Genomic DNA, 22084 nt, shown 5'->3' with positions numbered 1-22084 from the left:
TTCGACTGCCCGAAGGGCGCGTTCTACCTGATGGCGGCTCTGCCGGTGGACAATGCCGACACCTTCCAGCGCTGGCTGCTCGAGGAGTTCAACGACAACGGCGAGACCGTCATGTTCGCTCCCGGCGCGCCGATGTACGCGACGCCCGGCAAGGGTCTCAACGAGGTCCGCATGGCTTACGTTCTCGAAGCGGAGAAGATCGAGCGCGCCATGGATATCCTCAAGAAGGCCATCGAGGTCTATAACGCGAAATGATCCGCCATATCGTCATGTGGAAATTCCGCGAGGGAACGGAGCGCGAGCAGGAGCAGTTCCTCACCGGACTGCGTGGGCTTTTCGGGGTCATTCCCCAGCTCAAGCGCTGCGAGGTGAAGCGCTGCGTCGGCAAGGACAATTACGACGCCGTGCTCGTCTCCGAGTTTGCGTCGATGGAGGATCTGCAAACCTATAAGGACGATCCGCGGCACAAGGCCGTGAGCGCCCTCTGCAAGTCCATCCGAACCGACCGCGTCGCCGCGGACTACGAGATCTAATGCAGGAGAGCCGGCCGTTTGGCCGGCTCTCTTTTCTTCGCTGCGCGGATAATTTTCACACGGCGCTCATACGCTCTTCCGAAAGGGGGCGAGGCTGTGGCAAGACTGCGCGGCGCGGCGGCGCTGTTTTTCCCGGTATTTTTCGGCGCGGCGCTGCTCCTTTTCCCCGACGTGAGCGCGGCGGCGGCGCGGGAGGGTGTGGCGCTGTGCCTGCAAACGGTGCTGCCGTCGCTCTTTCCGTTCTTCGTGCTCTCGTCGCTGCTCGTGCAGAGCGACGTGCCGCGGCTGCTCTCCCGCGCGATGGCGGGCGTCATGTACCCGCTCTTCGGCGTGAGCGGCGCGGGCGCAAGCGCGCTCATTTTAGGACTGCTGGGTGGGTATCCGGTCGGCGCGCGGACGGTCGCGGAGCTGTACGGACGCGGCGAGATCGCTCGGGAGGAGGCTGAGCAGCTGCTGGCGTTCTGCAACAACTCCGGCCCCGGCTTTTTTCTCGGCGTGTGCGGCACGGCGGTGTTCGGCAGCGCGCGGGCGGGAGCGTATCTCTACCTCATTCACGTCGGCGCGGCGCTTGTGACCGGGGTCCTGCTGCGGCGCGACCTCGGCCTGCCGCGCCGGAAGGCCGTTTCGCGGCAGCGCGCGCCGTTCGACCTCGCCGCGGCGCTCCCCGCAGCGGTGCAGGGCTCGTTTGCGGCGGTCGGGAGCGTCAGCGCCTTTGTGATCTTTTTCATGGTGCTGCTGCGGCTCCTGTCGCTCGTACCCGCGCTTGCTGCGCTGCCGCCGCTGCCGCGTGCGGCGCTGTTCGGCTTTGTGGAGATGACGAACGGCGTGAACGCCCTGCCCGCCACGCGCACGGGCTTTGTGCTCTGCGCCGCTATCATGAACTGGGGCGGGCTGAGCGTGCAGGCGCAGACGCGCGCGATGCTTGCGGGGAGCGCCCTGTCCGCGCGGCGGTGTGTGATCGGAAAGGCGGTGCAGGCGCTCGCCGGCGTCCCGCTCGCGCTGATCGCGGCGCAGCGGCTTTTCTGAAAGGTCTTGCGCCGCGGCGTGGGAGGGGCTATACTGAGGGTGCGGCCTTCGCCGCGCCCCTTACTCTATGAAAGAAAGGCGGACAGCCGCCATGCCGAACCTTTTCCCCATCACCGATTTTGCCGATCCCGCGCTGGACGTTTACGCACGCCTGACCGAAAATCAGCTCGTGAACCGTGAGGACTTGTCGCAAGGACTTTTCATCGCGGAAAGCCCCAAGGTCATCGAGCGGGCGCTGAACGCGGGCTGTGTGCCCGTTTCGTTCCTAATGGAGCCGCGCCATGTGGAAACGCAGGCACGGAACATTCTCGCGCGCTGCGGCGAGGTGCCTGTCTACACCGCGCCGCTGGACGTTCTCAAGCAGCTCACCGGCTTCCCGCTCACGCGCGGGATGCTCTGCGCCATGCGCCGCCGGCCGCTGCCGGCGATCGGGACGGTCTGCGCGGGCGCAAAGCGCGTCGCCGTGCTGGAGGACGTGATGAACCCCACGAACGTTGGCGCGATCTTCCGCTCCGCGGCGGCGCTCGGCATCGACGCCGTGCTGCTGACGCAGGCGTGCAGCGACCCGCTTTACCGCCGTGCCATCCGCGTGAGCATGGGCACGGTCTTTCAGGTGCCGTGGACATACCTGCCGGAGATCTGGCCGCAGACGCTCCGCGCCCTCGGCTTCACGACGGCGGCGATGGCGCTGTGCGATGCTTCGCTGCCCATCTACGCCCCGCAGCTCAAAAGGGCGGACCGCCTCGCCGTCGTGCTCGGCACGGAGGGCGACGGCCTCGCGGAGTCGACCATCGCCGCGTGCGACTGCACGGTGCGCATCCCGATGACGCACGGTGTGGACTCGCTGAACGTCGCCGCAGCGAGCGCGGTGGCGTTCTACCAGCTCGCGCTGCTCGCGGGGCTTTCCGAGATGGAAGACTAACTTTGCAAGTCAAATCAAGCGCCGAGCGCCGCCGCGCGGTATACTGCGTGCAGAGCGGTTCGGAACGGGGTGAGCAAGGATGTATGAATGGCGCAGGCAGATCCAGCAGATCGTCGATGAGATCGACGGCTGCATCCGCAGCCACGACGACGCAGCGCTCACGCTGCGTTCGCTTTCGCGCACGCTGGGCTACTCGGAGTATTACACCACGCGGAAATTCCGCGAGATCTCCGGGATGCAGCTGCGCGACTATCTGCGCCGACGGCGGCTGGCGTTTGCCCTGCGCGAGGTGCGCGACAGCGAGCGCAGCCTTCTCGACATCGCGCTCGACTATGGCTTTTCCTCGCATGAGGCGTTCACACGCGCCTTTAAGGACGCCTACGGCGTCACGCCCAGCGCGTACCGCGCCGTGCCGAGGCCCGTGGTCCTGCGCACCAAGATCCACCCGTTTGACCGCTACTTTCTTGGTTTAGGAGAAATTGGTATGGCAACATCAAAGGACGGCGTCAAAACATATTTCGTGACGATCCCCGCGCACAAGTTCCTGCACATCGAAAACCGCGAGAGCAACGGCTACTGGGACTTCTGGCAGAAGCAGGCGCTCATTCCCGGGCAGGACTGCGAAACGATCTGCGGCCTGCTCGAGAGCATTCAGGGCAAGCTCGACGACGACGGCGGCGAGTACGCCGGGCAGGTCATGGGCTATCTCAACGACGCGACGGGCCGTCTGTGCGACTGGGGCTATCTGCGCACGGAGTGCTACGGTGCGCGGCTTCCCGCCGACTACCGCGGCGAGGTGCCCGCGCAGATGCTCCTCACGGACATTCCCGAGGGGGAATACCTCGTCTTTGAGCACGGCCCGTTCGACTACGAGCAGGAGTGCCGCACGGTGGAGGAAAAGGTCGAGACGGCGATGCACGGCTTCGACTACGCCGCCGATGGCTGCGCCCTCGACACGCAGACGCCCGGGCGCGTCACCTACTTTTACTTCAATCCCGGGCAGTATTTCAAGTACATCCGCCCGGTGAAGCGGCTCGACAAGTGAAAAAAGCTCCGCCTGCCATCGGCAGACAGAGCTTTTTCTTTTTCTTGTCAGGGCTTCACCTTTTCAGGAAGCCGAACAGACCCTTCTTTTCCCCGGCGGGGCGCGCGCTCACTGCGGTGACCTCATAGCCGGTCTCCGCGATCGCCTGACGCAGCGCCGCCTCGTCCAGCCCGCTTTCCGAGAGGATGACCGCCTGTCCCTTGCTGTGGGAGGCGGTGACCTTCCTGACCGCAAACCGGGCGCGAATGACGTCGCAGATATGCGCCTCGCACATTCCGCACATCATGCCGCTGATCTTTACCGTTGTTTCAGTCATGGCAATATGCACTCCTTTTTCGATCGGTCCGGCAGCCTCCGCAGCCGGTCATCCTTAACCTTCCGGGCGGAATAAAGGCGGCATCACACCGTTTCATGCGATGCCGCCTTTTCTGCTTTACTGCTTACCGTGGCACTCGCCATGCATGGCGCAGTGTGCGCAGTTGCAGCCGCAGGAGGATCTTCCCTGTTTCTTCTGCCGGATCAAATGGAGAGAGATTGAGGTGACAATGGCAAGCAAAATGGCAGAGATAACGATCGTTGACAGATTTGCGGTAATCCAGTTCAACATGAAAGCTCACTCCTTCGGAAGAAAATAATCAAATGGGGAATCAGACCTTGGCGCTGAGCTTCGTGGCCTCCTTGTAGGGCTTGAAGAGCATATACACGATGAGCGCGAGCGCCGCGACGGCAGCGATCAGGCCGAGGACGTTCAGGCTGCCGGTGAAGGCGTCGCCGAACTGGTTGATCATCAGGGCGACAAGATAGGCGAAGCCGCACTGATAGCCGATGGCGAACCAGGTCCACTTGGCGTTGTTCATCTCGCGCTTGATGGCGCCGATGGCCGCGAAGCACGGAGCGCACAGCAGGTTGAAGACGAGGAAGGAATAACCGCTGATCTGCGTGAAGGCCGCGCCGATCTCGGTCCAGCCGTCGGGATACAGGATGCCCATGGTGCCGACGATGTTCTCCTTGGCGACCAGGCCGGTGATGGAGGCGACAGCCGCCTGCCAGGTGCCCCAGCCGAGAGGCGCAAAGATCCACGCGATGGCGTTGCCGATCTTGGCGAGGATGGAGGCGTCGATCTGCTCCTCAGAGAGCATCTGGAACGTGCCGTCGACCCAGCCGAAGTAGGTGGTGAACCATATAACGATGGTGGAAAGCAGGATGATGGTGCCGGCCTTCTTGATGAAGGACCAGCCGCGCTCCCACATGGAGCGGAGGACATTGCCGACAGTCGGCCAGTGGTAAGCGGGAAGCTCCATCACGAAGGGAGCGGGATCGCCCGCGAACATCTTGGTCTTCTTGAGCATGATGCCGGAGATAATGATGGCGGCCATGCCGACGAAGTAGGCGGAGGTGGCGACCCATGCGGCGCCGCCGAAGATGGCGCCGGCGACCATGGAAATGAAGGGCACCTTCGCGCCGCAGGGGATAAAGGTCGTGGTCATGATCGTCATGCGGCGGTCACGCTCGTTTTCAATGGTACGGGATGCCATGATGCCCGGGATGCCGCAGCCGGTGCCGATGAGCATGGGGATGAAGGACTTACCGGACAGGCCGAACTTGCGGAAGATACGGTCGAGCACGAAGGCGATACGGGCCATGTAGCCGCAGGCCTCGAGGAAGGCGAGCATCAGGAACAGCACGAGCATCTGCGGCACGAAGCCGAGCACCGCGCCGACACCGGCGACGATACCGTCTAAGATCAGTCCGTTGAGCCAGTCCGCCGTACCGGCGGCTTCCAGACCGTTGCCGATGAGAACGGGGATACCGGGCACCCACACGCCGTAATCGGCGGGGTCGGGCTCGTCAAAGCCGTTCTCCTCCAGATAGCTGACGGCGTCCACATAGGTCATGCCAACCGTGGTCTCCTTGTCGGCGTTCTTGGGGATGGCGTCATAGTAGACGGTCATCTCGTTCCGGGCCAGAGTCTCCTCATCCTCCACCTCGATGGTGGCGGAGTCGGCGTCGGGCTGAACGGCCTTCATGTCCGCAAGAGCGGCGTCGGCGTCGAAGTTCTCGGCCTCGGTGTCCAGCTCATAATAGCCGCTGACGGCGTCCATCGCGGCGGTGTAGTTATCGGCAACCTCGGTGTACTCGGCGGTGCCGATGCCGAACAGGTGCCAGCCGTCGCCGAACAGGCCGTCATTCGCCCAGTCGGTCGCGGGCGCACCCACGCCGACCATAGCGACCCAGTACACAAGGAACATCACGACCGCGAAGATGGGCAGACCAAGCCAGCGGTTGGTGACGATCTTGTCGATCTTATCGGAGGCAGAGAGCTGACCGTGATTCTTTTTCTTGTAGCAGCCCTTGATGATCTGCGCGATGTAAACGTAGCGCTCGTTGGTGATAATGCTCTCGGCATCGTCGTCCAGCTCGGCCTCGGCGGCCTTGATGTCCGATTCGATGTGCTGCATGGTCTCGGCCGGGATGGTCAGCTTTTCGAGCACCTTATCGTCGCGCTCGAAGATCTTGATGGCATACCAGCGCTGCTGCTCCTCGGGCATATTGTGGACCGCCGCCTCCTCGATGTGCGCGATGGCGTGCTCCACGGGGCCGGAGAAGGTGTGCATCGGGACGGTCTTGGCGCCCTCGGCGGCCTTGACGGCGGCCTCCGCCGCCTGCATCACGCCGTCGCCCTTGAGCGCGGAGATCTCAACGATCTCGCAGCCCAGCTCGCGGGAGAGCTCGGCAACGTTGATCTGGTCGCCGTTCTTGCGGACCACGTCCATCATGTTGATGGCGATGACCACGGGGATGCCCAGCTCGGTGAGCTGCGTCGTTAAGTACAGGTTGCGCTCGAGGTTCGTGCCGTCGATGATGTTCAGGATGGCGTCGGGGCGCTCGGTGATGAGGTAGTTACGGGCGACGACCTCCTCCAGCGTGTAGGGGGACAGGGAGTAAATACCGGGCAGGTCCATGATGATGACGTCGTCATGCTTCTTGAGCTTGCCTTCCTTTTTCTCCACGGTGACGCCGGGCCAGTTGCCGACGAACTGGTTGGAGCCCGTCAGCGCGTTGAACAATGTCGTTTTACCGCAGTTGGGGTTGCCCGCAAGGGCAATTTTGATCTGCTTTTCCATATCATGCTCCTTCCGGTTCAAGCGCTTGAACCGATCTGCAAAAATTTATGACTCGCTTTATTCCACTTCGATCATTTCGGTATCCGCCTTGCGCAGGCTCAGCTCGTAGCCGCGCACGGTGACCTCCATCGGGTCGCCCAGAGGCGCTACCTTGCGGACAAAGACCTCGGTGCCCTTGGTGATGCCCATGTCCATGATGCGGCGCTTGACAGGGCCCTCGCCGTGCAGCTTCACGACCTTGACGGTCTGGCCGATCCGGACGTCTCGCAGAGTTTTCATGTTCCTCTCTCCTTCTATTTCAAAAATATTTGCGCTCAAATCATGATCTTACGCGCCATCTCTTCGCTGATGGCCACGCGGGATTCCTTGATCTTGACGATGATGTTTCCGCCCATCGCGGCGACCACGGTGGCGGTCCCGCCCGGGGTAAAGCCGAGATCCTCGAGGTGCTTGCGCAGCTCCGGACTCCCACCGACTCGGAGGATCAGATTTTCCTCGCCGATATTGGCAAGTGCAAGCGGCATCATGGTATTCCCTCCCCGTTCTTCAGTTAACAATCTCTAACCGATATTGAAAAAAGAATGGTCAAGGTGTTAATCTCCTCTAACCGCTGTGCAGTTTAGCACGTCTAACCGCCTTTTGTCAATAGCCTTTTTCAAAAACTTTTTGCCACTTGCAATTTTGGTTAAACTGTGTTAACCTAAGAATACTTTTAACCGGAAGGGTCGTGCAATTCGATGGAAATTTTACGCGCGTCGGAGGACTATCTCGAGTCCATGCTGATGATGAAGCTCAAGCACGGATACATTCGCTCCATTGACGTGGCGGAGCACCTCGGCGTGACAAAGCCGAGCGTCACCTATGCCACGCGCCGTCTCAAGGAGAGCGGGCATATCACGATGGATAAGGATGGGCTCATCACGCTCACGGAGACCGGCATGGCCGTTGCCGCCAAAATGCTCGACCGCCACAAAACGCTCACCGCCTTCCTCATCGCCCTCGGCGTGGACGCCAGGACCGCGGAGGAGGACGCCTGCAAGATCGAGCACGACATCAGCCAGCAGACCTATGACGCCATCTGCTCGCACGCGCGCGCCAACCTGCAGCCGAAACGATAAGAAACCGAAACGGGAGCCGAAGCGATGCTTCGGCTCCCGTTTTCTGTCCGGTTCACTTTTCCTGCTTCAGCCGCGCGAGCTCCGCGCGCAGGGCCTCATTCTGCGCCTGCAGATTGTCGAGCTTGCCGTTCACAACCGCCAGCTGACGCTTCAGCTCCGAGGCGACGATGCGCTTATAGAACTGCCGCTTGCCCGCCGCGCCGATCGCGGAGAGCACCAGCGCCGTCCCGCCGACGGCCAGCGCGGCCTTTTTCACGTCCGCCTTGCGCAGCACCTGCACGACCGCCCGCTTGCCGAGCCTCGCGGGGTAGGTCAACTCCGGCACGCTCAGCACTTCCGGCACGGCGAGCGCCGGCAGGGTCTCCTGCTTTGTGATCCGCTTCATGGAAAGGTCCTCCTTTGTTTTAATGCAGGCCGCCGAGATACCAGGCCAGCGCGAGCTGCGCGAGCAGGATCGCCGGCAGGCCGTATTTGAAGTACCAGTGGCGCGTCTTGTGGTGCCAGACACGCATCCCGAGAATGGCTCCCACGCTGCCGCCGAGGATGGCAAGCAGAAAGAGCGTCTTTTCCGGCACGCGGCGCGCGCCCTGCACCTTGCTCCGCGCCTTATCCCAGCCGTAGACGGCGAAGGCCAGCACGTTGATGGCAAGCAGATAGATGACGAGCGGTGCAGGGCTGCCCGTAACGAATACCGCCGTCGAGCCGTCTGCCCCGCCGATCACGCCGAGCGAGAGCGCCCCGCTCACCGTTCGAGCTTCGCCAGCTCCACCGCGGCGGCAGCGCCGAGGCGGGCGTTGTTGAACACGAGCTGAATGTTGGAATCGAGGCTGTCGCCGCCGGTGAGATCCTTGATCTTGGCGAGCAGATAGGGCGTGGTGGCCTTGCCGTGGATGCCGTCCTTCTTCGCGTCCTCGACGGCCTCGGCGATGGCCTTGTCGATCACGGCCTTATCCATGGAATACTCCTCGGGAATGGGGTTGGTGACGAGCAGGCCGCCGCGCAGACCCAGCTCACGCTTGACGTGGAACGCCTTGGCAAGCTCAGCAGGAGTATCAAGCTCGTAGTCCACGCCGAAGCCGGACTTGCGCGTGTAGAACGCGGGCAGCTCGTCGGTGCCGTAGCCGATGACGGTCACGCCGTGGGTCTCGAGGTATTCGAGCGTCAGGCCGAGGTCCAGAATGGATTTCGCGCCCGCGCAGATGACCATGACGGAGGTGTTGGCCAGCTCCTCGAGGTCGGCGGAGATATCGAATGTCTCCTGCGCGCCGCGATGCACGCCGCCGATGCCGCCGGTGGCAAACACGCGGATGCCCGCCATGTCGGCGATCATCATCGTGGTGGTGACGGTGCAGGCGCCGTCCCTGCCCTGCGCGACGAGCACGGGCAGGTCGCGGCGGGACGCCTTGGGGATGCCCGCGCCGGTCTTGCCGAGGTAGTCGATCTCCTCACGGGTCAAGCCCGCCTTCAGGCGGCCGCCGATGATGGCGATGGTCGCGGGGACCGCGCCCGCCTCGCGGATGATGCTCTCGACCTGGAGGGCGGTCTCCACGTTCTGGGGATAGGGCATACCGTGGGAAATGATGGTGGACTCAAGCGCGACGACGGGCTTGCCGGCGTCCAGCGCTTCCTTTACTTCGGGGGCAATGTCAAGATAACGGTTCATAGCGAATGACTCCTTTTCTGAAATTACTGTATTCTTTCAGCCACGGCCGTAAGGCTCATGGCGGGGTTGATGGTGTCGGCGCTCTCCATCGCGATGGCGGAGGCGGCAAGGCCGCGCTTCGCGGCGGTCTCAAGGTCCGCGCCGTCGAGGAACGCGCGGGCGACGGCAGCCATGAAGGCGTCGCCGCAGCCGGTGGTGTTGACCATACGCGCGGGGAGGTTGTGCAGATGCACCTTTCTCTCATGGTCGGCGGCAAGCACGCCGTCCGCGCCGAGCGAAAGAAAGACGCGCTGCAAGCCCGCGGCGAGCAGCGTATCCGCTGCGCGATACAGGCCCGCCTCGTCCGTGACCGTCACGCCGGAGAGCAGCTCCGCCTCCATACGGTTTGGCTTGAGCGTGTGGAGCCGCCCGAGGACCGGCTCGAGCTTGCCGGCCTTCGCCGCCGAAACGGGATCGGCAAAGAGCGGCGCGGTGCAGTGCTCGCCGAGATAGCGGATGCTCTCCGCGCTGAGGTTCGTATCGAGCACGACGAGCGCGGCGGCGTTGAGCGTAATTAGCTTCGTCTCCAGAAAGGCGGGTGTCAGGTGCTCGTAGATAGCCATATCGTTCATGGCAAGCGCCATATCGCCGTTGCTGTCCGCGAGAAACAGGTAGGTCGAGGTCGCGCCGTCGGGAACATACAGGCTGTCCGTCAAGTCGATGCCGAGATCGGCACAGGACGCCTCGATGCGCTTCGCGCCGTCGTCCGCGCCGAGCGCGGTGATGAGCTTGACCTTTGCGCCGAGCAGAGCGAGGTTGTGGGCGATGTTGCGGCCCACGCCGCCGAGGCTCGAGCGGATGCGTCCGGGGTTCGAGTCTCCGGCGACGAGCGGGGCGTCGCTCCGCCCGCCGATGTCGATGTTCACGCCGCCGACGACGGCAATGTAGGGTGATGCGGTCACAGTCAGTCCTCCTTTGAGCGGCGCACGCGGATGCTCTCGATGCCGCTTCGCATGATGAGCGAGCGCACCCACGGCGTATACATGAACCAGCGCTTCCAGATCTTCAGAAAGAGCTTGCAGCGCAGGGAAAAGGTCTTTTTCCGATAACTTCTTGTAATTTTCGACGTGTTTTTTACGTTCCGGAATGCGTCGGCCAGCGCGCTGCCGCTGCGAATGGCGCTTGAGATGCCCTCAAACGAGCTGGCGCTGATGAAGCCCGCGGCCTCACCGATGAGGTACACGCCGTCCGCGCCGGTGACAAAATCGCGCCAATGCCTCGGCCGGTCGGCAAGGCAGGCTTCGGTCTTCACAAGCTCGCCGAAGTCGTGGCCGAGGAAGTCCGCGAGCCGCGCCTTCTGCCGCTCGAACGCCTCGCGGCAGTTCGTCTTTTCAAAGCAGCCGCCGTAGATCACGAAGCCGTCCTTGTGCATCAGCCACGAGCAGCTTTCACTGGTTTCGGGATCAAAGATGCAGGAATAAAAGGGGAAAGCTTTGTCCGTCGCGCGGAACCACTGCTGCAGCGACACATAGCGGTAGATAGGACGGTCAAAAAAGGTCTCGCGCACGATGGACCGCGCGCCGTCCGCGCCGATGAGGCAGCGGCAGGTGAACGACCGCGCGCCCTCCGCCGTCCGCACGGTGAGGACGAAGCCCCCGTCCGTTCTCGACACGGCCGTGCAGCGCCCCCGCACGATCTCGACCGTCGGCGGCACGAGCGAAACGAGCCAGCGGTCGAAGGCGTAGCGGTCCATATTGAGATAATAGCGCTGGTAGTAGCGCACGCGGCGCGTGCGCAGGTCCATTGTCTCCACCGCGAAGATCTGCGGATCGGCAAGCACGCTTTTGGGCAGTACAAGGTCGAAGTGAGCGAGCGTCTTCTGCGCGTCGGGCGCGAGCAGACCGCCGCAGGGCTTCTTGTGTCCCTCGTCCTGCGCGTCGAGCAACAGAATTTTCAGCTCGGGACTCTGCTGCGCGAGGCGGCGGGCAAAGGTCGCGCCTGCAGGGCCCGCGCCGATGATGGCGGCATCGTATTGCATGGAGCGTCCTCCCTTGTGCTTTTCTTTTCTTCAGCATAGCACAGCAGGGCGCTTTCTTCAACTCCCGATTGGGCGTTGCCCAATTAAGAAAGGTCAAAATACCACCTTTTCTTCGGAATGTCAAGCCCGATTTCCCGCGATTTTGTAAAAATTTTGGGAACAAAATTTTCTTCCCGTCCGTCTAAGGAAACAGAAACCATTCGAGGAGGTACCTTCCATGAAACGAAGTCTTTCCCTTTTGCTTGCCCTCGCCCTGCTCTGCGCCCTGCTCGCGGGCTGCGCGGGGAAGGCGGCCTGCCCGCCTGCGTCGGACGGCGGCAATCAGGAGCCTTCGCCCAAAACAGAAGGCGCAGTCGCGCGCTGCCGCGTGGTCGCGGTCGGCGAGGGCAACACGCTGCTGCTCGCGGATGTAGAGAGCGAGCGGGGCGACATCTACACGCTTGACGCGAGCGGGCTTCCCCTGTACCGCGAGCCGACGGAGCGCGGCGAGCTGCTCGACGACGGTCAGCTTGCGGTCGGCGCGCTGGTCGAGGTCGCCTTCGGCGGCGATATTTTGGAGAGCTATCCCGCATTGTTCGGCGGGGTGGAGCGCATCACCGTCCTGCCGGACGAATTTGACGACCGCTGCGCGCTCTATCTGCGTGTGCTGAACGACCTGTGGGGCAAGGACGAGGGGCTGAACGGCGACGTAAAATATATCAGCGTCGATCTTGCCGCGACCTCGCTCACGCCCGCCGAGCGCAGCGCGGTGGCGTGGACCTTCGCGCAGTCTCACAGCGCGGAGCCGATGGAGCTGAATTACGAGCAGCTCTGTGAGGAGGGCTACATCAGCGGTCTGGAGGGCGAGGACATCTTCCCCGCGTGGGAGAACGGCGTTCTCTTCACCATCACCGAGACCGACGATCCGGTCACATTCAATCTGCCCAGCCTCTCGGAGGGCGGGGAACTCCCGTCCATGACGCAGTACAACATCAAAAACACCGTCAGCTTTGACGCGAGCAAGTGGCGCACGGCGCTGGGCGCCTACGGCTTCTCGGAGTGTGTCGCCGTGCAGAACAATGACGGCGTGTGGGGCGACTACCGCATCAACGGCCCCGAGTGGATCAGCTGAACGAAGCGCACATCGCAAAGCAGCGCCTGCCTTCCGGCAGGTGCTGTTCATTTTACACGGATTTTACAAAAGAGCGGTAACGGATTTGACATTTCTCCCTTATGCTTTAGCTTGGTCAAGAATGGGTAAGATCAAGGAAACAAAAGAGGGATGGAATATGGATATTTTTGATTTTCTGACGATGCTCGGCGGCTTGTCGCTGTTTTTGTTCGGCATGAGCCTGATGGGCTCGGCGCTGGAGCGTCGCGCGGGCAGCAGGCTGCGCTCGCTGCTCGACCAGATGACCGGCAAGCCGCTCGTCGGCTTTCTGACCGGTCTGGGCGTAACGGCCATCATTCAAAGCTCGTCCGCCACCACCGTCATGGTCGTCGGCTTTGTCAACTCGGGGCTGATGACGCTGCGGCAGGCCATCAACGTCATCATGGGCGCGAACGTCGGCACCACCGTCACCGCGTGGCTTCTGAGCCTCGGCGGCATCGAGAGCTCGAGCGTCTGGCTGCGGCTGCTCAAGCCCAGCTCCTTCACGCCCGTTCTCGCGCTCATCGGCATCGTCTTCTATATGTTCTGCAAGGACGCAAAGAAAAAGGACACCGGCACCATTCTCCTCGGCTTTGCCACGCTCATGTTCGGCATGGAGACGATGAGCGGCGCGGTCTCCGGCCTCTCGCAGGTCCCCGCGTTCACGAACCTCTTTCTCGCCTTTAAGAATCCGATCCTCGGCGTGCTGGTCGGCGCGGTGCTCACCGGCATCATCCAGTCCAGCTCCGCCTCCGTCGGCATCCTGCAGGCGCTCTCCGCCACCGGCGCGGTCAGCTATGCCGCCGCCATCCCCATCATCATGGGACAGAACATCGGCACTACCGTCACCGCCATGCTCTCCTCCGTCGGCACGAATAAGAACGCCCGCCGCGCGGCAGTCGTCCACCTGCTGTTCAATGTCATCGGTGTCGCCGTGCTGCTGAGCGTGTTCTGCATCGTGCGCGCCGTCCTTGCTCCCGCGCTGCTCGATGAAAGCGCCACGCGCGCCGGCATCGCCGTGGCGCACTCGGTGTTCAATCTTCTCTGCACAGCCATGCTGCTGCCCGCGGGCGATCTGCTCGAAAAGCTCGCCATCCGCCTCGTCCCCGACAGCAAGAGCGCGGAAACCGTTTCCGAGCTGGACGAGCGTCTGCTCGCCGCGCCCTCGCTGGCGCTCAGCCGCAGCCGCGCCGTCGCCTGCGAAATGGCGCAATGCGCCGTGCGTGCGCTGAACAACGCTCTGCGCTCCTTCACCGAATACACCGACACGCTCGCCCGAAGCATCCGCGACGACGAGGAGCGCTGCGACCACTATGAGGACATCCTCGGCACCTATCTCGTTCAGCTCAGCGCCCGCAAAATGGGCGTGGACGAGAGCGAGGAGGCCACCGAGCTCTTAAAGTCCATCGGGGACTTTGAGCGCATTTCCGACCACGCCGTGAACATTCTCGAATCCGCCGAGGAGCTGCGCGGCAAGTCGCTCGCCTTCTCCGCCGCAGCCACGCGCGAATACGACGTGCTCGCCGCCGCCATCGGGGAGATCCTCGACCTCTCGCTGCGCTCGTTCGAGCGGCAGGACGTCGCCCTCGCCGAGCTGGTCGAGCCGCTCGAGCAGGTCATCGACACGCTCAAGGAGCAGATGCGCACGCGCCACATCCTGCGGATGCAGCAGGGGCATTGCAGCATTGAAGCCGGCTTCGTCTGGTCCGATCTGCTCACGAACCTCGAGCGCACCTCCGACCACTGCTCCAACATCGCCGGCTGCGTCATCGACGCCGCGCAGCACAATCTCAATCTGCACGAAACGCTCCGCGCGGCGCACAGCGATACGCACGCCTTCCGCAGCGAGTTTGAGCGCTACGCCGCCAAATACGCCCTGCCCGCTCCCGCAAGCGCACAGTAAGGTGCAAGGAGGACCGCCCCCCGCCGGGGTCGGTCCTTCCTTTTTTTGTATCAACGGCAGCTGCGCTCGAGCGCCTGCCGGATGTTGCCCTCCAGCAGCCGTCCCAGCCGGTCGATGTGGTCATTCACGTTGGACTTCATGCCGCCGCGCAGCCAGTCGGCGGTCATACCGGAGAGCGCCGCGGCGTAAAACTGCGCGAGCGCCTGAATGTCCTCCTCAGCAGCGCTCAGACCCTCGGCCTGTCCGCGCACATAGGAGAGCATGGCGGCGTAGGTGACCTTATGATAATAATGCTCCAGAATGTTCCGGTTGCCGGAGTTGAACAGGTGGTGCACCGCCCGCTTGTTCTCAGACACGAAGGCGGTCGCCTCGCGGAACGCCTCCTCCCACGAGGCATAGCTGTGCAGCTTTTCCATGAAAAGCTGCGTCTCCGTCTGGAAGATCTCCTCCACCAGCGCGTAAATGTCCGCGTAGTAGTAATAGAACGTGTTGCGGTTCACCGTGCTGCGCTCGGCGATATCCTTCACGGAGATCTTGTCGAGCGGGCGCTCGTTGAGCAGCTCAATGAACGCCTGCCGGATCGCCTGCTTGGTGCGTACTGCCATGTCACTCCACCCTTCCCGTGCGCCTCGCGCACCATGTCTCCACCGCGCGCAGCAGCGGGACCAACTCCTCGCCTGCCGCGGTCAGCGAATATTCCACGCGCGGCGGGATCTCCGCGAAAACGATGCGTTCCACCGCGCCGAGCTGCTCCAGCGCCCGCAGCTCCGCCACCAGCGTTTTCTGCGACATCCGCCCCATCTGTGAGCGGAGCACGCCGAAGCGCTTCGCGCCGTCCGACAAAGCAAACAGCAGCGAAACGGTCGCCGCGCCGCGATGGCCGAGCAGCGCGTCAAGCTGCTCGTCCGCCGCTCTCACAGAGGCTGTATTCCGCTCCAAAGTGATCCCTCCTCCCCATCGCTTTCCAAAACGGAAGCAATGGTATTTTTTTCGTTCTGCGGCATTATTATAGCGCTGCTTCCGTAATTTCCGCAAGAGAGCCGATTTGGGCAATTTTCGGCGAGTGCCCGGTTTTTGTGTGAAATGCGCCTGTTTGTCTATTTTTGTCCCTCTTTGCAAATGCTACCATGAGGGAACAAATGGCAAGCCCGCCGAACACGGCAAAATTTTGATCACAAACAGGACGCTGAAAGGAGCGCACGGAACCATGACCGTAACCGAAAAGCTCGCCCACGCCGCCGAACGCAAGGCGTTTGAGACGATGCTCGACTCACTCATCAGGAAAAGCCGGACGCAGGACGTCGGCAAGGTCGCCGACGACCTTGTCAGTATGGTGCAGAGGATCCACTCGAGCGTCTGGGAGCCGGAGACCTTTGCGATGCTGCACAAGATCGCAAACGACCCGAGCAGCAAGTGGGCGCACTATGCCGAGCGTCTGCTGCGCGAGTGCGACCCGTATCTTCTCCGGACCTTCCTGACGGCCGCCGCCTACGAGGGCGGCTTCCGCGGCTTCCAGCAGGCGCGGGCGAACTCCGAAAAATACGACTGCAACATCCCGTGGATCGTCCTCATGGACCCGACGAGCGCCTGCAATATGCGCTGCGCGGGCTGCTGGGCGGCGGAGTACGGCTACAAGCAGAACCTGACCTTCGAGGAGATGGACCGCGTGCTGACCGAGGGCGCAGCGCTCGGCACCCACGCCTGTCTCTTCACCGGCGGCGAGCCGCTCATGCGCAAGGCGGACATTTTCCGTCTGTGCGAAAAGCACCGCGACATCGCCTTCCACGCCTTCACCAACGGCACGCTCATCGACCAGGCGTTCTGCGACGAGCTCAAGCGCGTGGGCAACTTCATCGTCTCGGTCAGCATTGAGGGCTTCGAGGACGCCAACGACGGCCGCCGCGGCGCGGGCCATTTTGAAAAGGCGCTCGCGGCGATGGAGCTGATGCAGAAAAACCGCATCCCGTTCGGCGTGTCCATCTGCTACACGAGCAAGAACTACCGGGTCGTCACGAGCGACGAGTTCCTTGACCTGCTCATCTCCAAGGGCTGCTACTTCGCGTGGTACTTCCACTATATGCCCGTCGGCATGGGCGCGGCGACCGACCTGCTGCTCACGCCCGAGCAACGCGCCTATATGAAGGACCGCGTGCGCGAGATCCGCGGTCTCACCGGCGGCAAGGAGATCTTCGCCATCGACTTCCAGAACGACGGCGAGTTCACGCACGGCTGCATCGCCGGCGGCAAGCTCTACTGCCACATCAACGCCGCAGGCGACGTCGAGCCCTGCGTCTTCATCCACTACTCCGGCGCGAACATCCGCGAAAAGAGCTTTTTGGATTGCCTGCGCCAGCCTCTCTTCCTGGAGTACCGCAGGGGCCAGCCCTTCAACGATAACCTGCTGCGCCCCTGCCCGATGCTGGAAAACCCCGAGCGCCTGCCCGAGATGGTCAAGCGCGCCGGCGCACATTCCACCGACCTCGAAGCGCCCGAGAGCGCCGAGCACCTGTGCGATAAGTGCCATGCCTACGCCGCGTGCTGGAAGCCGGAGGCTGAAAAGCTCTGGGCCGAGGAGGGCCACGAGGTCTGAGTCCCCCTTCCGATCAAGCGAAAAGAGCCGCTTCCGCGGCTCTTTTTTCAGCCTATTGAAAAGCCTCGCAGAGTTTCGCGTCCGCAGACGCGAAAGCGATATGATCCGTTTTCTGCTGCGACCTGCGCGTGGCAGAAAACACTTTGCGCGGAGTGAGCGTCGAATTGTCCGCTTTCAGCGGACAACCGAGGCGCAGAACGCAGCGAAGCCTTCTCGAAAAAGTGGTTTTGCCACTTTTTCGACAGTACAAAAAGGGCGGGACGCCCAAAGCGTCCCGCCAAGGAGGAGACCGGTCTTCCTCAGACCAGCGCAGTCAAAAGCCAGACCAGTGCAATGCCGAGCGCGCCCGCCGCGCTCCAAAACACGGGCGAGCCGCACCGCAGCAGCGGCCGGCGCGTGCTGTGCGAGCGCGTATAGCTCCGGGCGACGCGGCACGCCTCGTCCACGAGCTGCTGCGCCGTCACGCCGTCCTTACTCAGCGCATCGTTGCGCACGATGAAAATTGCCTGCTCAAACAAATTGGTATCCGGTGATTCCACAACGATCACCCGTCGGGACGTACCCCTGACCATGGCGCATCACTCCTTGCCCACATAATTTTGACAAGGAAAGTATTCCCCCGCGCGGCCCCGCTTATACCTCCACCGCGCCGCCGTCCTTATCCCGATAAAGCGCCAGCACCGCGCAATCATCATCGCCGCCGCGGCGCTCACGGCCCGCGGCAAGAATCGCCGAGGCAAGCGTCTGCGGATCGTCGCCCTGAAATTTTTCCAGCAGCGCCATGAGCCAGCCGTCGTCGTTCACGTCGGCCACACCGTCGCTGAGCATGACGAAAAAGGAGCCCTTCTCCAGCGTGAAGCCGGTCGTCTCCGGCCGGGTATCCGCGCTTTGCAGGCCCGCCGGCAGACAGGAACCGGTGATGCGCCGCACCCGAGCGCCGCGCTTGACGTAGGACGGCGCCGCGCCGTACTTATAGACCTCCGCCGCGCCGTCGCGCAGCGAAAGCGTCAGAAGGTCGATGGTCGTAAAGCTCTCGGACACCTCGGCACGCAGCGTCAGGGCGCTGTTGAGCGTTTTGAGCGCACCGGAGGTCTCCACGCCCGCCCGCAGAAAGCGCTCTAAGAGCCGCACCGCCAGCGCCGACTCGCGCCGCGCCTCCTCCCCGCAGCCCATGCCGTCGGAGAGCAGCAGGCAGAGCCGTCCGTCCTCGGTCTCGAAATGCGTCACGCTGTCGCCGCTGACGTTCTCGCCCTCCTTGGGCCGCAGCGCCGCGCCCACGCGATAGGTCAGCAGCGTCTCCGCCGCCGTCGGCTGTGCCTCCAGCGTTTCCGCCGCGCCGCTGAGCAGCTCGGAGAGCTGGGCGTACTGCCCCGCCGCCTGCGCGCGCGTGTCGGCGAGCCGCCCGCGGTACTGCCGCCGCAGCAGGAAGGCGCTCAGCTCGCTGTTGACCGCCGACAGAAAGCTCGGAAAGCGGATGCAGCGGTCCGTAAAATACGAGGGAAAGTCGCCGCCGCGCCCGCGCCCCTGCGTGAGCAGCGCGGGCGTCGCGTCGTTGAGCGCGTTGTAGGTCTTGGCATAGTCGCGCTCCCAGCAGATCGTGCGCAGCGAGCAGCCGCGGCACACGCGCTCCGCCGCGCGGTCGAAGATCATCGCGGGGTTCTCGTCCTCCGCCTTCGGCGTGCGCATCAGGCTGTCGTACAGCTCGCGCAGCGCGAGCGCGGTCGCGCTCAGGCGGCGGCGCGCCGTAGAGCGCTCGGCCTCCTCCGTCTCCGCGGTATCCGCTTCCGGCTTCTCCACCGCAAGCCGCTTGCCGCCGAACAGCCGGTTCGGCAGCACGAGGAAGAGGAGCGTCGCGCAAAGGCCCTCGTAGAGCAGAATCAGACCCTGCTCCGCGTCCAGCGGCAGAGAGAGCAGGAGGAGCGGCACGCACCACAGCAGCGCCGCGCCCACGCGCCGTCCCCGGCGCTCCCTTCCCATCGAAAGCGCGCCGAAGCCGTAGACCGCCGCGTGGAGGAAGCTCCCCGGCTGCGCCGTCAGATCCATGGCAAGCCCGATGCCGAGCGCCGCCGCCAGCGCCGTTCCGGCGCTGCGGTCGTAGGCGAGCAGCATCACGAGCAGCATCGCAAGGATGCGCCCCGGTGCAAAGCCGTTTTCAAGCCGCAGCGCGGACGCCGCCATCAGCACACCGGTGACGACCACCAGCAGCGCCGCCTGCCGCTGCTCCTCATTCATCGTTTTCCCCTCAAGCACCGCGCGGGCGCACACCGCCGCCAGCACGGCAAGCGCAATGCTCAAAAGGCACAGCGCCGCCCGGTCCGCCCCCGCCTGCAGCAGATACACAAGCTCCACCGCAAGGTACATCAGCGCCGTCATCACTGGCAGGAAGCGCCGCGAGCGATACCACCTCGTTTCGCAGAAGGCGTTGTTCGCCGTGTAGAGCAGCACCGCGACCGCCAGCGTGCGCAGCGCGTGGGAAAAATCGAGGAACACCAGCGCTCCGGCCACGCCGCCGAGCAGCGCGGCAAGGCCGCGCTTCCCGCTTCCCGCCGCGGCGACAAGCCCGAGGGCAAAGGGCGCATAGCCGCCGAAAAGCTGCGCGCCGCAGAGCACAGCGGTCAGCAGGAAGCAGGCGGCGCAGGGGGCCAGCGGCTCCCATCGTTCCAATTTTACGGCAAGCTCTCCACGCTTCAAGGCTTGTCCACCTCCCGGTCGTTTTTCCTCATTGTAGCGGAGAGGCGGCAAAAAGCGCGTCGGAAAAGCGCCGTGAAATAACAAAAAAGAACGGAAAGACTCCGTTCTTTTTTCTTATGCTATTTATCGGTTTTTTCGTCATACGTTGTCAGGGAAACGAGCGACGCCGCCTCGCGGATATTTTCGGCGATCCGGTCGTGCAGCTCCCGTGCGGAGGGAAACTTCTTCTCCGGCCGCAGATAGGCGCAGAATTCGAGCCGCAGCTCCTGCCCGTAGAGGTCGCCGTCAAAGCCCGCCAGGTAGGTCTCCACCGTCACGCGGTTTGCCTCGCTGACCGTCGGGCGCACGCCGACGTTCGTCACGCCGACGCGCTGCGTGCCGTCGGGCAGGTGCGCCCGCGTGGCGTATACGCCGCGCTTCGGGACGATGATGTGCGCGTCGGGCACAAGGTTTGCCGTCGGAAAAAGGCGCTTTCTGCCGATGCCCTCGCCGTGGCGGACCGTGCCACTCATGCGGTGCGGATGCCCGAGAAAACGCGCGGCGCGCTCCACCTCGCCCGCTTCGATGAGCGAGCGGATATAGGTCGAGCTGACGGTCACGCCGTCCAGCTCCACCTTGGGAATGATGTCGCAGCCAAGGCCGAGCGCACGGCATTTTTCGCGCAGCTTCTCCGGATCGCCCTGATTCTTGTAGCCGAAACGGAAATCGTGCCCCGCGACGAGGTGTACGGCGCGGTACTTCTTCACCAGCAGCTCGGTGATGAAGTCCTCCCACGGCATGGTCATCATCGCGCGGTCGAACGGCTCGACAAACACTGTGCCGATGCCATAATACTCACGGATGATCTCCGCGCGCTCCGCCGCGCTTGTGAGCAGCGGCACGGGAACGCCGGTGACAAACTCCTTCGGCGAGCGGTCGAAGGTAAAGGCCGCGGGCGTGACGCCCAGCTCGCGGGCGTGCTCCGCCGTTTTTCGCAGCAGCGCACCGTGGCCCAGATGCACCCCGTCAAAAAAGCCGAGGGCGATAACAGTTGCTTCACTCATGGTCGGTTTTCCTCAAAAGAAATTCTTGATGGCGTGCAGCTCGCCGCCCTCCGCGCGGGAGAGCGAGAGGAAGTTCCCCGCGCGGTCGTAAACGCGGTATTCCCCATCCGCGACGCCGCGCGCGGTGAAGGCGTTGCCGTTGTAGGCGCGTTTTTCCTGCGTCTCATTCTGCACGGTAAAGCGCGGGTAGGCACGGAAATATTCGTCCAGCGGCAGGAGCAGGGCTTCGCGCTCCTCCTGCGCCCGCTCAAGCGTCACGGCCTCCTCGATGCGGAAACCCGCCGCCATCGTGCGCCGCAGCGCCGCCATACAGCCACCGCAGCCGAGCGCCTGCCCGAGATCGTGGCAGAGCGTGCGGATGTAGGTCCCCTTGGAGCACACCACGCGCAGGGTAAATTCGTCCGGTGCGGACTGCTCCAGCAGCTCCAGCTCGTAAACGGTGATGGCGCGCGCCTTGCGCTCCACGGTCTTGCCCTGCCGCGCAAGGGCGTAGAGCTTCTGTCCGTTGACCTTGAGCGCGGAGTACATCGGCGGGAGCTGCAAAAGCTCGCCGGTAAAGTGCTCCAGTGCCGCGCGCACCTCGTCCGCGCCGACGGTGACCGGATGCGCTTCCAGCACCGCGCCGGTCGTATCCTGCGTGTCGGTGACCGTGCCGAGCTTCAAAACGGCGCGGTATTCCTTTCGCCCATTTTCGGCAAACTGCACCGCTTTGGTCGCGCGGCCCACAAACACGGGCAGGACGCCGGTCGCCATGGGGTCGAGCGTTCCCGCGTGACCGATGCGCTTTTCGCGCAGGATGCCGCGCAGCTTGGCGCACACGTCCATGCTCGTCCAGCCTGTCGGCTTGTCGATGATGAGAATGCCGTCCGGCATAGATCGCGCCTCCTTTGCGCCAGGCATTCGGCGCGTTTGCGCCGTTCAAGCGTTTCGCCGCAAGGCGGAACCTTGCCGCAGGCGGAATTCACTTCCGCCGAGGATGAAAAATCAGAGGGGTCCCCGCGCGGTCGTTGACCGCGTGGGGAGGCACACATCCATGCTCGTCCAGCCTGTCGGCTTGTCGATGATAAGAATGCCATCCAGCATAGGCTGCGCCTCCTTTGCGCCAAGCATTCGGCGCGTTTGCGCCGTTCAAGCGTTTCGCCGCAAGGCGGAACCTTGCCGCAGGCGGAATTCACTTCCGCCGAGGATGAAAAATCAGAGGGGTCCCCGCGCGGTCGTTGACCGCGTGGGGAGGCACACGTCCATGCTCGTCCAGCCTGTCGGCTTGTCGATGATAAGA

Annotated in this window: 24 protein-coding genes and 1 pseudogene; 9 read left to right on the top strand and 16 right to left on the bottom strand. The window is 63.4% G+C overall.

The features are described 5' to 3' along the window. The 5 genes and pseudogenes from KQI17_RS10055 to KQI17_RS10035 form a co-directional block, all read left to right on the top strand. Positions 1 to 255: pseudogene (locus KQI17_RS10055) on the top strand (pyridoxal phosphate-dependent aminotransferase); the annotation flags it as partial. Continuing rightward, positions 252 to 533 carry a Dabb family protein gene (locus KQI17_RS10050; protein WP_216496040.1) on the top strand — a complete coding sequence of 94 codons (282 nt, stop codon included), beginning with the start codon at positions 252 to 254 and terminating at the stop codon, positions 531 to 533. The pseudogene KQI17_RS10055 and the gene KQI17_RS10050, both read left to right, overlap by 4 nt. 96 nt (positions 534 to 629) lie before the next feature. Continuing rightward, positions 630 to 1559: a nucleoside recognition domain-containing protein gene (locus KQI17_RS10045; RefSeq protein WP_216496038.1), complete on the top strand. Its 930-nt coding sequence runs from the start codon at positions 630 to 632 to the stop codon at positions 1557 to 1559. Positions 1560 to 1650: 91 nt separating this feature from the next. Next, the gene (locus tag KQI17_RS10040) at positions 1651 to 2481 is read left to right on the top strand and encodes an RNA methyltransferase (RefSeq protein ID WP_216496052.1); all 831 of its coding nucleotides are present in this window, start codon (positions 1651 to 1653) and stop codon (positions 2479 to 2481) included. A gap of 79 nt (positions 2482 to 2560) precedes the next feature. Further along, positions 2561 to 3526: a helix-turn-helix transcriptional regulator gene (locus tag KQI17_RS10035; RefSeq protein ID WP_216496036.1), complete on the top strand. Its 966-nt coding sequence runs from the start codon at positions 2561 to 2563 to the stop codon at positions 3524 to 3526. A 55-nt stretch (positions 3527 to 3581) separates the two neighbouring features. Here KQI17_RS10035 and KQI17_RS10030 read toward each other — a convergent pair whose 3' ends face one another. From KQI17_RS10030 to KQI17_RS10010, 5 genes are all read right to left on the bottom strand, one after another. Further along, positions 3582 to 3842: a heavy-metal-associated domain-containing protein gene (locus tag KQI17_RS10030; protein ID WP_216496034.1), complete on the bottom strand. Its 261-nt coding sequence runs from the start codon at positions 3840 to 3842 to the stop codon at positions 3582 to 3584. Between the two features lie 117 nt (positions 3843 to 3959). Next, on the bottom strand, positions 3960 to 4133 hold the full coding sequence (locus KQI17_RS10025) for a FeoB-associated Cys-rich membrane protein (RefSeq protein ID WP_022017839.1): 174 nt from the start codon (positions 4131 to 4133) through the stop codon (positions 3960 to 3962). Positions 4134 to 4173: 40 nt separating this feature from the next. After that, positions 4174 to 6651, bottom strand: a complete 2478-nt coding sequence (locus tag KQI17_RS10020; protein WP_216496033.1) for a ferrous iron transporter B — start codon at positions 6649 to 6651, stop codon at positions 4174 to 4176. 57 nt (positions 6652 to 6708) lie between these two features. Next, positions 6709 to 6930: a FeoA family protein gene (locus tag KQI17_RS10015; protein ID WP_022017841.1), complete on the bottom strand. Its 222-nt coding sequence runs from the start codon at positions 6928 to 6930 to the stop codon at positions 6709 to 6711. A gap of 35 nt (positions 6931 to 6965) precedes the next feature. Continuing rightward, entirely contained in the window at positions 6966 to 7178 is a 213-nt protein-coding gene (locus KQI17_RS10010; RefSeq protein ID WP_253285767.1) for a FeoA family protein, read from the bottom strand. A 210-nt stretch (positions 7179 to 7388) separates the two neighbouring features. Here KQI17_RS10010 and KQI17_RS10005 point away from each other — a divergent pair, with 210 nt between their 5' ends. After that, a complete protein-coding gene (locus KQI17_RS10005; protein WP_022017843.1) occupies positions 7389 to 7769 on the top strand; it encodes a metal-dependent transcriptional regulator in 381 nt (126 codons plus the stop codon). A gap of 52 nt (positions 7770 to 7821) precedes the next feature. Here the strand turns inward: KQI17_RS10005 and KQI17_RS10000 are convergent, their stop codons facing one another. From KQI17_RS10000 to KQI17_RS09980, 5 genes are read right to left on the bottom strand one after another with little or no spacing between them, the layout of a single operon-like run. Next, positions 7822 to 8154, bottom strand: coding sequence for a hypothetical protein (locus KQI17_RS10000; RefSeq protein WP_216496031.1), 333 nt, complete (start codon positions 8152 to 8154; stop codon positions 7822 to 7824). A 19-nt stretch (positions 8155 to 8173) separates the two neighbouring features. Next, the gene (locus KQI17_RS09995; protein ID WP_371821985.1) at positions 8174 to 8515 is read right to left on the bottom strand and encodes a DUF1294 domain-containing protein; all 342 of its coding nucleotides are present in this window, start codon (positions 8513 to 8515) and stop codon (positions 8174 to 8176) included. Continuing rightward, a complete protein-coding gene (locus KQI17_RS09990; RefSeq protein ID WP_216496029.1) occupies positions 8512 to 9432 on the bottom strand; it encodes a pseudouridine-5'-phosphate glycosidase in 921 nt (306 codons plus the stop codon). The genes KQI17_RS09995 and KQI17_RS09990 overlap by 4 nt, the downstream gene beginning before the upstream one ends. Positions 9433 to 9455: 23 nt before the next feature. After that, positions 9456 to 10373 (bottom strand): PfkB family carbohydrate kinase, encoded by a 918-nt coding sequence (locus tag KQI17_RS09985; RefSeq protein ID WP_371821984.1) that lies wholly within the window; start codon positions 10371 to 10373, stop codon positions 9456 to 9458. Between the two features lie 2 nt (positions 10374 to 10375). Next, entirely contained in the window at positions 10376 to 11449 is a 1074-nt protein-coding gene (locus KQI17_RS09980) for an FAD-binding protein (RefSeq protein ID WP_216496028.1), read from the bottom strand. Positions 11450 to 11666: 217 nt separating this feature from the next. On the opposite strand from KQI17_RS09980, the gene KQI17_RS09975 reads away from it, so the two are divergent. Together KQI17_RS09975 and KQI17_RS09970 are read left to right on the top strand one after the other, a co-directional pair. Next, the gene (locus tag KQI17_RS09975) at positions 11667 to 12560 is read left to right on the top strand and encodes a hypothetical protein (RefSeq protein ID WP_216496026.1); all 894 of its coding nucleotides are present in this window, start codon (positions 11667 to 11669) and stop codon (positions 12558 to 12560) included. A gap of 157 nt (positions 12561 to 12717) precedes the next feature. Then, positions 12718 to 14481, top strand: coding sequence for a Na/Pi cotransporter family protein (locus KQI17_RS09970; protein WP_216496024.1), 1764 nt, complete (start codon positions 12718 to 12720; stop codon positions 14479 to 14481). Between the two features lie 50 nt (positions 14482 to 14531). On the opposite strand, the gene KQI17_RS09965 is transcribed toward KQI17_RS09970, so the two are convergent. Both KQI17_RS09965 and KQI17_RS09960 read right to left on the bottom strand, forming a co-directional pair. After that, complete coding sequence (locus tag KQI17_RS09965) at positions 14532 to 15086, bottom strand: TetR/AcrR family transcriptional regulator (RefSeq protein ID WP_216496022.1); 555 nt, start codon at positions 15084 to 15086, stop codon at positions 14532 to 14534. A gap of 1 nt (position 15087) precedes the next feature. After that, a complete protein-coding gene (locus KQI17_RS09960) occupies positions 15088 to 15420 on the bottom strand; it encodes a helix-turn-helix domain-containing protein (protein ID WP_253285766.1) in 333 nt (110 codons plus the stop codon). A 268-nt stretch (positions 15421 to 15688) separates the two neighbouring features. Between KQI17_RS09960 and KQI17_RS09955 the strand changes: the two genes are divergently transcribed. Beyond that, positions 15689 to 17071 (top strand): radical SAM protein, encoded by a 1383-nt coding sequence (locus tag KQI17_RS09955; RefSeq protein ID WP_216496020.1) that lies wholly within the window; start codon positions 15689 to 15691, stop codon positions 17069 to 17071. 299 nt (positions 17072 to 17370) lie between these two features. Here KQI17_RS09955 and KQI17_RS09950 read toward each other — a convergent pair whose 3' ends face one another. From KQI17_RS09950 to truB, 4 genes are all read right to left on the bottom strand, one after another. Continuing rightward, complete coding sequence (locus KQI17_RS09950; RefSeq protein WP_022017853.1) at positions 17371 to 17643, bottom strand: hypothetical protein; 273 nt, start codon at positions 17641 to 17643, stop codon at positions 17371 to 17373. A 61-nt stretch (positions 17644 to 17704) separates the two neighbouring features. Then, positions 17705 to 19762: a SpoIIE family protein phosphatase gene (locus tag KQI17_RS09945; RefSeq protein WP_216496019.1), complete on the bottom strand. Its 2058-nt coding sequence runs from the start codon at positions 19760 to 19762 to the stop codon at positions 17705 to 17707. Positions 19763 to 19881: 119 nt separating this feature from the next. Continuing rightward, positions 19882 to 20805: a bifunctional riboflavin kinase/FAD synthetase gene (locus KQI17_RS09940; RefSeq protein ID WP_216496018.1), complete on the bottom strand. Its 924-nt coding sequence runs from the start codon at positions 20803 to 20805 to the stop codon at positions 19882 to 19884. Between the two features lie 12 nt (positions 20806 to 20817). Continuing rightward, a complete protein-coding gene (gene truB / locus KQI17_RS09935) occupies positions 20818 to 21678 on the bottom strand; it encodes a tRNA pseudouridine(55) synthase TruB (protein ID WP_216496017.1) in 861 nt (286 codons plus the stop codon). Positions 21679 to 22084 lie beyond the last annotated feature (406 nt).

Origin of the sequence: Oscillibacter sp. MSJ-31 (assembly GCF_018918025.1) — a bacterium.
Classification (GTDB): Bacteria; Bacillota; Clostridia; order Oscillospirales; family Oscillospiraceae; genus Hominicoprocola.
This window is presented reverse-complemented; position numbering and strand designations above follow the sequence as displayed.